At 65.8% G+C, this 10,648-nt stretch carries 14 protein-coding genes and 1 pseudogene; 10 read left to right on the top strand and 5 right to left on the bottom strand.

The features are described 5' to 3' along the window. The 7 genes and pseudogenes from glyA to C5O79_RS04570 form a co-directional block, all read left to right on the top strand. Nucleotides 1–431: pseudogene (glyA, locus tag C5O79_RS04600) on the top strand (serine hydroxymethyltransferase); the annotation flags it as partial. Between the two features lie 6 nt (nucleotides 432–437). Beyond that, nucleotides 438–917, top strand: a complete 480-nt coding sequence (gene nrdR / locus C5O79_RS04595; protein ID WP_006476792.1) for a transcriptional regulator NrdR — start codon at nucleotides 438–440, stop codon at nucleotides 915–917. A 153-nt stretch (nucleotides 918–1,070) separates the two neighbouring features. Continuing rightward, nucleotides 1,071–1,634, top strand: a complete 564-nt coding sequence (locus C5O79_RS04590) for a GspH/FimT family pseudopilin (protein ID WP_122473595.1) — start codon at nucleotides 1,071–1,073, stop codon at nucleotides 1,632–1,634. After that, nucleotides 1,631–2,038, top strand: a complete 408-nt coding sequence (locus C5O79_RS04585; RefSeq protein WP_122474502.1) for a hypothetical protein — start codon at nucleotides 1,631–1,633, stop codon at nucleotides 2,036–2,038. The genes C5O79_RS04590 and C5O79_RS04585 overlap by 4 nt, the downstream gene beginning before the upstream one ends. Continuing rightward, nucleotides 2,028–2,861, top strand: a complete 834-nt coding sequence (locus tag C5O79_RS04580; protein WP_122473596.1) for a PilW family protein — start codon at nucleotides 2,028–2,030, stop codon at nucleotides 2,859–2,861. Before C5O79_RS04585 ends, C5O79_RS04580 begins: the two co-directional genes overlap by 11 nt. A 200-nt stretch (nucleotides 2,862–3,061) precedes the next feature. Continuing rightward, nucleotides 3,062–3,523, top strand: a complete 462-nt coding sequence (locus C5O79_RS04575; protein ID WP_047851123.1) for a pilus assembly protein — start codon at nucleotides 3,062–3,064, stop codon at nucleotides 3,521–3,523. Then, nucleotides 3,520–3,966, top strand: coding sequence for a type IV pilin protein (locus tag C5O79_RS04570; RefSeq protein WP_163008958.1), 447 nt, complete (start codon nucleotides 3,520–3,522; stop codon nucleotides 3,964–3,966). Before C5O79_RS04575 ends, C5O79_RS04570 begins: the two co-directional genes overlap by 4 nt. A 57-nt stretch (nucleotides 3,967–4,023) precedes the next feature. Here C5O79_RS04570 and C5O79_RS04565 read toward each other — a convergent pair whose 3' ends face one another. From C5O79_RS04565 to C5O79_RS04555, 3 genes are all read right to left on the bottom strand, one after another. Then, entirely contained in the window at nucleotides 4,024–4,467 is a 444-nt protein-coding gene (locus C5O79_RS04565) for a DUF3318 domain-containing protein (RefSeq protein ID WP_046545015.1), read from the bottom strand. A 43-nt stretch (nucleotides 4,468–4,510) separates the two neighbouring features. Then, nucleotides 4,511–4,900 (bottom strand): phage holin family protein, encoded by a 390-nt coding sequence (locus tag C5O79_RS04560; protein WP_046545016.1) that lies wholly within the window; start codon nucleotides 4,898–4,900, stop codon nucleotides 4,511–4,513. Nucleotides 4,901–5,023: 123 nt separating this feature from the next. After that, a complete protein-coding gene (locus C5O79_RS04555) occupies nucleotides 5,024–5,326 on the bottom strand; it encodes a YqjD family protein (RefSeq protein WP_006494044.1) in 303 nt (100 codons plus the stop codon). A 317-nt stretch (nucleotides 5,327–5,643) separates the two neighbouring features. Between C5O79_RS04555 and C5O79_RS04545 the strand changes: the two genes are divergently transcribed. Then, entirely contained in the window at nucleotides 5,644–6,282 is a 639-nt protein-coding gene (locus C5O79_RS04545; protein WP_046545017.1) for a peroxiredoxin, read from the top strand. Nucleotides 6,283–6,427: 145 nt separating this feature from the next. Here C5O79_RS04545 and C5O79_RS04540 read toward each other — a convergent pair whose 3' ends face one another. After that, nucleotides 6,428–7,615 (bottom strand): acyl-CoA dehydrogenase, encoded by a 1,188-nt coding sequence (locus C5O79_RS04540; RefSeq protein WP_046545018.1) that lies wholly within the window; start codon nucleotides 7,613–7,615, stop codon nucleotides 6,428–6,430. A gap of 361 nt (nucleotides 7,616–7,976) precedes the next feature. On the opposite strand from C5O79_RS04540, the gene C5O79_RS04535 reads away from it, so the two are divergent. Both C5O79_RS04535 and C5O79_RS04530 read left to right on the top strand, forming a co-directional pair. Beyond that, entirely contained in the window at nucleotides 7,977–8,768 is a 792-nt protein-coding gene (locus tag C5O79_RS04535) for an IclR family transcriptional regulator (RefSeq protein WP_122473597.1), read from the top strand. A 133-nt stretch (nucleotides 8,769–8,901) separates the two neighbouring features. After that, nucleotides 8,902–9,312 (top strand): GFA family protein, encoded by a 411-nt coding sequence (locus C5O79_RS04530; RefSeq protein ID WP_122473598.1) that lies wholly within the window; start codon nucleotides 8,902–8,904, stop codon nucleotides 9,310–9,312. Nucleotides 9,313–9,516: 204 nt separating this feature from the next. On the opposite strand, the gene C5O79_RS04525 is transcribed toward C5O79_RS04530, so the two are convergent. Continuing rightward, complete coding sequence (locus C5O79_RS04525) at nucleotides 9,517–10,320, bottom strand: EAL domain-containing protein (RefSeq protein ID WP_046545021.1); 804 nt, start codon at nucleotides 10,318–10,320, stop codon at nucleotides 9,517–9,519. Between the last annotated feature and the right edge of the window lie 328 nt (nucleotides 10,321–10,648).

Here is a 10,648-nt window from a genome sequence, read left to right as displayed (position 1 = left end):
CGTTCAAGGAAGCGCTGTCGCCGGAGTTCAAGGCGTACCAGGAGAAGGTGGTCGAGAACGCACGCGTGCTGGCCGAGACGCTGGTGAAGCGTGGCCTGCGGATCGTGTCGGGCCGCACGGAAAGCCACGTGATGCTGGTGGACCTGCGTGCGAAAAACATCACGGGAAAGGCAGCGGAAGCGGCGCTGGGCGCGGCGCACATCACGGTGAACAAGAACGCGATCCCGAACGATCCGGAAAAGCCGTTCGTGACGAGCGGCATTCGTCTCGGCTCGCCGGCAATGACGACGCGCGGCTTCGGTCCGGCGGAAGCGGAGCAGGTGGGCAACCTGATCGCGGACGTGCTGGACAACCCGGAAGATGCAGCGACGATCGAGCGCGTGCGCGCGCAGGTCGCCGAGCTGACCAAGCGTTTCCCGGTCTATCGCTGATCGACGATGCGCTGCCCGTTCTGCCGGCATGACGACACGCAGGTCGTGGATTCCCGCGTGTCCGAAGATGGCGCCGCGATCCGGCGGCGCCGTCGCTGCTCGGCTTGCGACAAGCGTTTCACGACGTACGAGCGGGTCGAGCTGTCCCTGCCGTTCGTCGTGAAGAAGGACGGCAGCCGCACGGAATTCGACCGTCGCAAGATCGTTGCCAGCATGCAACTCGCGCTGCGCAAGCGGCCGGTTGCTGCCGACGCGATCGACGCGGCGGTCGCCCGCATCGAATATCAACTGCTCGCGACAGGCGAGCGCGAAGTGCGTAGCGAGAAGCTCGGCGAACTCGTGATGAACGAGTTGCGCGGCCTCGATACGATCGCTTATGTCCGCTTCGCATCGGTGTATCGCCGGTTCGAGGACGTTTCCGAATTTGCCGACGTGATCGAAGAGTTCCGTCGCGCCTCTCCCGCCAAGACTCCGCGTAAGCGCTGACGCGCTGCGTCCGTTCATCGTCTTCTCCGTTGAGTCAGTTCGCGCCGATTGTGTCGGTCGCGATCGCATGCCGCCAGTCAGCCATTCGGCAAATGGTGCGTGTCCGCACGTGTCGCTACAGTCATGGCATCACCTTGGAGAAGGACGACGGCGATGGGACTGCACGCTCACCCCCTGAAAAATGTATTGCGACGCGCGGGCGGATTCACGCTCGCCGAACTGATGGTCGCCATCTCGCTGGCGGCCGGGCTCGCGTTTTATGCCGCGCCTGCGTTCGACCAATGGCGCATGCGTGAACGCGTGGATGCACGCTCGCGCATGTTGCTCGGTGCGCTGTCGTTTGCGCGTACCGAGGCGACGCGTCTCGGCGTGCGCGTCACGCTGTGCCGGGCCGGTAGTGGTAGCACCTGTCTACGTGCGGGTGAACGGTGCGATCCGGCTGAATGGTCGTGTGACTGGATCGTCAGCGGGCAGGTCGACGGGCAGTCGCGCGTGCTGCGGCGCTATCCGCGCGATGCCGAAGTGGCAGTCGCGGGTGCCGCACACGATCTTGCGTTTGCGCCGCCGGTCGGTCAGGCAATCGGTGGCATCCGGCGCTTCGAATTACGTCCGCGGCGCGACGTGTCGGGGACGGACGACGCGCATGCATCGCGTTGCGTACGAATCGCGGCAGGGGGCCGGGCACGGGTTGTCGCCGGCCGTTGCGACGCGGCATGAGTGCCATGCGCAACGCAATGCGCGGCACGTCGCTGATCGAAGCGATGCTGGCCGTCGCGCTGCTCGCGACCGTGATGCTGGCAGTAGCGGGCAGCCAGCTTGCGATGGCGCGTGCGCAGCGCGCGACGATCTGGCGTGAGCGCGCGCTGTGGCTGGCCGATGCGCGTATCGAGCGCTTGCACGTCGCTGCGCAGGCCGACGATGGCCTCGCGGCGCGGGCCGCGGCGTCGCTGCCCGGCGGCACGATGACGCGCGGTGACGGGCCGGATGGCGTTCGCTACACGACTATCGGCTGGCGCGGCGGCAATGCGGGCACCGGGCCGCGATGCGAAGCGGCGGGAAGCTCGGCGCAGCCGCCGTCGTGCGTCCGGATTCCGTATCGGGGGGGCACCGATGAACGCTGATCGCCGCATGCGTGCGCATACGTTGCTTGAAGTGTTGATTGCGATGACCGTCGGTCTGCTCGTGCTCGCGGCGGCCGGTGCGCTGTACCACGCGCAGCGCGTCGCACAGCGGCGCTCGGATGACGGGTTCCGGATGCGCGATGCGGCCGGCACAGCACTGATGCTGATCGGCCAGCAGATCCAGATGGCTGGATTTCGGCCGCTCGATATGGAAGGCGTGTCGTCGTTGCCACCGGTGTTCGGCTGTTCGATGGCGCGTGTGAAGGGAGAGGGCGCGCAGGTACGGTGCGAGCCCGTGCGCGGTGCGTCGGACGCGTTGCTGATCCGGTATGTCGGCGATGCCGTATCGACGTGGCTTACCGTGAGCGGCCAGGTGTCGGATTGCCTCGGGCAGGGCGTCAGCGCGTCCGGCGATCGTGCGCCGGTGGAGAACCGCTTCGATGTGCACACCAGCCCTTCGACGGGCGAGCCTGAATTGTATTGCGAAGGAAGCGGCCGTCCGGGCACGCCGCAGCCGGTCGTGTCGGGAATCGATCGGTTGCGGGTGCGCTATCTTCGCCGCGGCGGCACGCAGTTCGTCGATGCCGATGCCTTGCGCGGAGGCGACTGGCGCGATGTCGTGGCCGTACATGTCTGCGTGCAGGCGCGCGGCGAACCGACGGGCGAGCCGGTGCGGCACGTCGACTGCGACGGCCGCACGGTCGTTGCGCAAGACGGCCGCGGGCGTCTGACGCTCGATCGCATCGTCGCGTTGCGGAATGCTGCACGCTCATTCGACGATACGTCGCGTGATGTCACGGATGAACCCGAGGTGCCGCGATGAGCGGAACGCGGCAGACGCGGGAGAAGTCGCGGTGCGTCGCGACACGCAACATGCATGAGCGAATCGAAACACGTTGTGACGGTCCGCGGCAGGCTGCAGGTGCGAAAGTCCAAACAGCGAGCCAGCAAGCGCCACACATACGCTTGCGGTCAGCCAGCCGCGATTGGCGTCGCGACGCGGGCCTCGCATTGCCTGCGGTGATCGCCGTTGGCGCGGCGGTGGCGGCGCTGACCGGCACGTGGTTCGAAGCCGCACTGACGGAATCGCGCCGCACGCGCGCGTTATCCGATCGGCTGGTCGCATTCCACGCAGCCGACGCCGCGCTGGCAGCGTGCACCGGGCGATTGCGCCGGGGCACGGCGCCGTACATGAGCGAAGGCGAGTCGCACGCGGAGCCCGACGCGTGGCGGCGCATGCCGGCGCTGGGAGGCGCCGAAGCGTTCGCGCCATTCGCCGGATGGCCGATGGCCGTTCAACCGCCACGATGCCTGATCGAAGCGTGGCGCGGAGCGGGGCCAGCCGGCGGCCGCGCTTACGTCGTCACCGCGCGTGGCGTCGGTGCGCATGCATCGAGCGCAGTCTGGCTGCAGCACCAGGTCGCGATCCGTGATGGACACATCGTCGCCCTGCACTGGCGTCGCGTCGCGACGGTGCTGCGATGAACGGTCGCGCTTTCGTGTACCGCTCGGCGGGATTCACGCTGATCGAGCTGATGATCGTGCTCGCGATCGTCTCGGTGCTTGCCGGATGGGGCATCCCGTCGTATCGCGAGCATGTCGTGCGCGTTCATCGCGCGTCGGCGGTCGCCGCGTTGTACCGCGCGGCCCAATATCTCGAAACACTGGACGGTGTGCCACTCTCGGCATTGCCGACGGCGCTCACGCAAGCGCCGCCGGACGGGCGCGCGGTCTATCGACTGGCGCTCAAGCGGCCGGACCGCGACGATTCGCCGGTAAGTTATGACCTGGCGGCCATCCCGCTCGACACGGGACCGATGCGCGACGATGCGTGCGGCGCCTTCACGCTGCGTTCGGACGGCACGAAAGGCAACGTGCAAAGTGACGGCGCCGACGGACAGGTCGCGGCTTGCTGGGGTGTGCGTTGAGCTCGGAGGAAAGGCGCGTCACGGCGCCTGGCCGTGCGCGCAGGATGCCGACGACGGTCAGTCGTCGTGGGTGTCGAGACCACGCTCGTCGCGGGACTGCTTCCAGATCCGGTAGACCTCCCATGCCGCGAAACCGAGGGTACCCCACTTCAGTGCGGGGCCCGCACTCGCGCGCAGCAGCGAGCGAACGGGTTTGGCGAGCACGAGCGATGCGAGCGAGCTCAGCATCGGATACTGGTTGACGAGTTGGCCGAGGCTCGCGTTCAGGTTCTTGGCGGACTGGCTGAACTTGTTGCTGGACAGGCCGGGGATGAACACCTTGAGCCAGCTGAAGCGCGTGACGGCCTGGCGCATTTCGCCGGCCGCTTCCGCGAGTTCGAGCCGCTCGACTTCGGATCGCAGGATCAGCAGTTCCTTTCGGAGCGCGCGATGCTGTGACGCGCTCCAGTTCGATCGCGACGAATGGGAGCGGGGTGAATTGCCCGTGACGTTCTGGCTCATGGCGCGTCGGCGAAGTAGGTGGGAGGGGTGAGCGCGACTGCGTTCACGGCTTGCCGCGGAACAGTTCGCGGTCTTTCTCGAGTTCGGCGAGCGTCGCCTCGAATACGGTCGGCGCGGCGCGCAGGCCCGAGCGGGCCTTCAGTGCGCATGCGATCCCGCTCGCGGCATACAGCGCGGTGATCGCCGCGAGCGACTGCCAGCGGTAGGTATCCCAGAACGCGATCGCGATGAGCACGGTCAGGCTGATGAGCGCCATCGTGGCGAGCATCATCGCGGCGAGCCCGAGGAACAGCACGCCCATCAGGCGCTCCTTCTCCTCGGCAAGCTCGATGCCCACCAGTTCGAGGCGCGTTTGCAGAAGGCCGATCGCGGAGCCGACGAGGCGGCGCAGCGGTCCTTGGCCGGACGGCTGCGAGGTGGTGTCTGTCGTCATGGGTAAGGTGCGTGCGCGTGCAGTGTGCAGCTAGGACAAAGCCGGCCGGCGGAAACCGCCGGCTGGCTTCGACGCCCGCAAGCCGCGCGACGCGGCCCACGGGACAAAACAACGCAGAGCGCGTTACTTGCGGTTGATCAGCAGGCCGATCAGCACGCCGACGCCGGCGGCGACGCCGATCGACGTCCACGGATGCTCGTGCACGTAATCGTCGGTCGCGCGAGCGGCCTTCTTGCCTTTCTCGACCACGACGACCTGGACGTCGGCTGCCTTTTCCTTGGCCTGCTTGAGGCGCGACATGGCTTTCTCGCGCAGCTCGGCCGCACGGTCGCCCGTGCTGCTCGCAGCTTGCTTGAGCAGGTCTTCGGCGTCCGAGAGAACGGTTTTGATATCCGACATCAGTTTCTCCTTGTTGATTTCCGACATTGCAACTCCCTTCGTGCTGTCATGCTGCAGGTTCACATCGTAGCGAAACGCCTGCCTGCTGGCGAGCCGGGAAGACACACAACGGCAGTGCAAGACCGCATGGTAAACGACTTGTAATCATCAACAGAGCGGCAAACGGGGTGAAAAGTTTCCCCGCGACCGCCTGTCCGGCACCGGCACCAGGCAAAAATGACAAAAAAGTATGAATATCAAACGGAATAATCGTTCGCACGCCCCATTGCTTCCCGTAAGCTGACAGACTTTCCCGCGCCGACCCGGGCGCGGTTTCAACCAGCATCGTTCGAGGAGGGAACATCATGAGTCTGCGTCTTGGCGACATCGCACCGGATTTCGAGCAGGAATCGAGCCTGGGCCCGATCAAGTTTCACGAATGGCTGGGTGACGGCTGGGGTGTCCTGTTCTCCCATCCGGCCGACTACACGCCGGTGTGCACGACCGAACTCGGGCTGACCTCGAAGCTGAAGGGCGAATTCGAGAAACGCAATGTAAAAGTGATCGCGCTGTCGGTCGACGGTGTCGAGTCGCACAAGGGCTGGATCAACGACATCAACGACACGCAGTCGACGGTCGTCGGTTTCCCGATCATCGCCGATTCGGACCGCAAGGTTTCGCAGTTGTACGACATGATCCACCCGAACGCGAACGAAACGCTGACGGTGCGTTCGCTGTTCGTGATCGACCCGAACAAGAAGGTGCGGCTCATCATCACGTACCCGGCCAGCACGGGGCGCAACTTCGACGAAGTGCTGCGCGTGATCGACTCGCTGCAACTGACCGACAACTACAAGGTCGCGACGCCCGGCAACTGGAAGGATGGCGACGACGTCGTGATCGTCCCGTCGCTGCAGGATCCGGAAGAGCTGAAGAAGCGCTTCCCGAAGGGCTTCAACGCGGTGCGTCCGTATCTGCGCCTCACGCCGCAGCCGAACAAGTAAGCATCGGCCGCACATGAGCGCGATACCGGGCCGGCGGCCCGGTGCGCGGATCCGATGAAACACGGCCCGCCCGGCATGACTGCCGGGCGGGCCGTGTCTTTTGTGCGAACACGGTGCGGCTGCCGCGCTCGCCGTATCCGGATGATCAGAAGAATGCCTGGATGCCCGTCTGCGCGCGGCCGAGGATCAGCGCGTGGATGTCGTGCGTGCCTTCATACGTGTTGACCACTTCGAGGTTCACGAGGTGGCGAGCGACGCCGAATTCGTCGGAGATACCGTTGCCGCCGAGCATGTCGCGCGCGAGCCGGGCGATGTCGAGGGCCTTGCCACATGAGTTGCGTTTCATGATCGACGTGATCTCGACGGCCGCCGTGCCTTCATCCTTCATCCGGCCGAGGCGCAGCACGCCTTGCAGGCCGAGCGTGATTTCGGTCTGCATGTCGGCGAGCTTCTTCTGGATCAGCTGGTTCGCGGCGAGCGGCCGGCCGAACTGCTGGCGGTCGAGCACGTACTGGCGCGCGGTGTGCCAGCACGACTCGGCGGCGCCCAGCGCGCCCCATGCGATCCCGTAGCGCGCCGAGTTCAGGCACGTGAACGGGCCGCGCAGGCCGCTTACGTTCGGCATCAGGTTCTCTTCCGGCACGAACACCTCGTCGAGGACGATCTCGCCGGTGATCGATGCGCGCAGCCCGACCTTGCCGTGGATCGCGGGCGCCGACAGGCCTTTCCAGCCTTTCTCGAGGATGAAGCCGCGGATCGCGTCCTTGCCGTTTTCTTCCAGCTTCGCCCATACGACGAACACGTCGGCGATCGGCGAGTTCGTGATCCACATCTTTGCACCGGACAGCGAGTAGCCGCCGGGCACCTTTTTCGCGCGGGTGACCATGCTGCCCGGATCGGAGCCGTGGTTCGGCTCGGTCAGCCCGAAGCAGCCGATCCATTCGCCGGTGGCGAGTTTCGGCAGGTACTTCTGCTTCTGCGCGTCGGAGCCGAATTCGTGGATCGGGACCATCACGAGCGACGACTGCACGGACATCATCGAGCGGTAGCCCGAGTCGACGCGCTCGACCTCGCGGGCGATCAGGCCATAGCTCACGTAGTTGAGGCCGGGGCCGCCGTATTCCTCGGGAATCGTCGGGCCGAGCAGGCCGACTTCGCCCATCTCGCGGAAGATTTCGGCGTCGGTGCGTTCGTGGCGGAACGCTTCGGTGACGCGCGGTGCGAGCTTGTCCTGCGCGTATGCCTGTGCGGCATCACGCACCATTCGCTCTTCTTCGGTCAGTTGCTGGTCGAGCAGCAGCGGATCGTCCCAATGAAAAGTTGCAGCACTCATCGTCTCATCTCCTGTCGACCCGAGTTAGCGCTTCAGCGCTTGCTCGGGTCCCATGCTTTGCGGTCGACCCGAGTTAGCACTTCAGCGCTTGCTCGGGTCCCATGCTTTGCGGTCGACCCGAGTCAGCATTTCAGCGCTTACTCGGGTCCCATGCTTTGCGGTCGACCCGAGTCAGCATTTCAGCGCTTGCTCGGGTCCCATGCTTTGCGGTCGACCCGAGTCAGCACTTCAGCGCTTCCCCCGGACCTCATGCTTTACGGTCGGTCCCTGATTCAGCCGGGTTTGTTGCCTGAGAGTTTGCTTGACGGAAGTTCCGCTGTGCGGAACAATGTTTTGCAAATCGAACCCAGTGTAGCACCAGATGACACTTTCAACCATCGACGAAACCACGATCGACGAACGCAAGTTCGTCGTCGCGCTCGCGCGCGGGCTCGACCTGCTGCGCGCATTCCGGCCCGGGGAGACGATGCTCGGCAACCGCGACTTCGCGGAGCGCACCGGGCTGCCGAAGGCGACGGTGAACCGGCTCGCCTACACGCTGACCGTGCTCGGCTACCTGCGTTACGACGAGACGCTCGGAAAGTATGCGCTCGACGCCGGTGTGCTGTCGCTCGGCTACGCGCTGCTGTCGGGCTCGGGCACGATCGACCTTGCGCGGCCGCACATGCAGGCGCTCGCGCGCGACATCGGCGCGGCCGTGTCGCTCGGTTGCCGCGACGGGCTCGACATGATCTATCTGGAGACGATCCGCAGCGAGACGGCGCTGACGCTCGGGCTTGCCCCCGGTTCGCGGCTGTCGATGCTGACGAGCTCGATGGGGCGCGCGTACCTGGCCGTGCAGCCGGAAGACGTGCGCCGCGCGCTTTATGCGGAGCTGCATCGTGCGGCCGGCGGCGCGGCCGACGCCGATGCGCTCGTCGCCGCCGCGCAGCAGGCGGTGGCCGAGTTCTCGTTGGGGGGCTGTTGCTATTCGTTCCGGGCGTGGCACATGGATGTCAACGCGGCGGCCGTCCCGTTTCGCGAGCCGCGCGAGGGGCGCTGGCTGATCCTGAGCTGCAGCGGCCCCGCATCGTCGATGGACGAGGACGTGTTCCGTACGCAGGTCGGGCCGAAGTTGAAGGCGCTCGCGCAGCGGCTCGGGCAGACGGCCTGAGCGAGGGGGCGTGAACGGCAGGGGGCCGTCGCCGGTACGGTCGGCAGCGTACGAGCGCGACACCGCGGCCGGTTGTGCCACCGACGAACCGCGCGCATGATCGTTCGCCAGCTCACCGACGAAGAGGCTTGCCATGTCTCACACAGAATCGATGGAAGGCGGATGCGCATGTGGCGCGATCCGGTACCGGATCACCCATGTTCCGGCCGATGCCGGTTTTTGCCACTGCCGGCTCTGTCAGCGCACGACCGGCGCGGCGGTCGTCGCGTCGGCATCGATGCCGATCGACGCGTTCGAATATCTGCAAGGCGAGCCGACGGTGTATGTGTCGAGCGCGTGGGGCGAGCGGCGCTTCTGCGGCCGTTGCGGCGCGCAGCTCGAATACCGGCTCAGTGATGCTCCCGGGACGGTCGAGGTCAATTACGCGACGCTCGACGACCCGTCACGGCTGCGTCCGGCCTGGCATGTCTGGTATGGGGATCGCTTCCCGGGCATCGAGATCGACGACGATCTGCCCAAGTACGATGATGGTGGAAGGGCGTAAGCGGTAGGTAAGCGCCGACATCGACGGTGCCGGAAACGAGGCGCACACGTTCCCGCGAAGCCGGTCTTTTGACGAGGCGGGCACCATACCGCCGGACGTCGGACGACGAGGCAAGCCACGCGGCCCGATCCCTCGTTACATCACCTGCATTCCACTTTCGGCACGTGACGCCCCGTATGTGCGGAGCCCGTCATCCACCGAGGCTCAGGCCGTCACGACCTTCGCAAACACGGGCCCCTGCATGAACCGCACGTCGTACTGCCGCAGCAGCTCGCACTGTGTTTCGTCGACGACGCCGTCGAAGATCAGCGGAATCCGCACGCGCTGCGCATACGCGACGAGCGCCTTGACCATCCCGTCGCGCAACGCGATGCCCGCATCCATCTTGATGTAGTCCGGGCGCGCCATGTCCGATTCGACCGCGAGGATCCGGCCCGGGTCGGGCAGCTTGTCCGCGACCTTGAAGCCGTGATGCTGGTAGCTGCGGGTCAGGTAGCCGAGGAAGGTCTTGTGCGCGACCGCGACTGCCGGCAGCTCGATCACGATGCGCTCGGTCGGCAGCCCGAAGCGCTGCAGCACCGACGAGAAATGCTTGCCGTGGTCGTACTTCACGCTCTTCAGCAGCCGTTCGTGCACACGCAGGAACAACAGCCCGTGACGCTGCGCGCCGAAGAAGTTGATCGCGTGCAGCGCGCGCGACAGGCGGTCGATCGCGACGAGTGTCTGGTCGTCGATGGCCGAGTCGACCGGATCGTGCGGCGCGCCCGTGACGACCGTCACGGCCTGGAAGCCGAGCTCGTCGCCGTAGCGCTCGATCGCGTCGGCGAACGACGTCGATTGCGGCGCACCGGGCATCGTCACGTCGTAGATCGGTTCGTAGGCGCTGCCGAGCGTGCGCTCGGGCAGGTTCGCGCTTGCGGTGCCGCCATCGGCGAGCGTGAGGTGATCCCGCAGATACGGCAGTTGCCCGGCACGGGCGACCAGCTCGGGAATGGTGGGCGGAATCATCGGCGTAAGAAGGAAAAACGGCGGCCGAACGGGCCGCCTCGTAGCCTTGATATTAGCAGCGCCGGCCAAGCTCGGCTTGGCGTTTCGTTCATATGGTTATCCCGTCCTCGACGCTTCGCCTAGGGTTTACGTTGATTTCACTATTCGTAATTGGTTTTACTATTCGTAAATCCAGGATTTGTCGCCGATCAAGAAATGCGGCATGCGGGCGCCGCGAAACGGCGCCGTTCACGAATCAACAGGAAGCAAGGAGCGAGACGTGGCGGTTGACAGGAATGGCACGCGGGAGAGCGGCGCGGCGCGCCGGCAGGCGACGGGCGGGATGACG

Origin of the sequence: Burkholderia sp. SRS-25, assembly GCF_004343765.1 — a bacterium.
Lineage (GTDB): Bacteria > Pseudomonadota > Gammaproteobacteria > Burkholderiales > Burkholderiaceae > Burkholderia > Burkholderia contaminans.
Note: the sequence above shows the minus strand (reverse complement) of the source record. Positions and strands in the feature narration are given on the sequence as shown.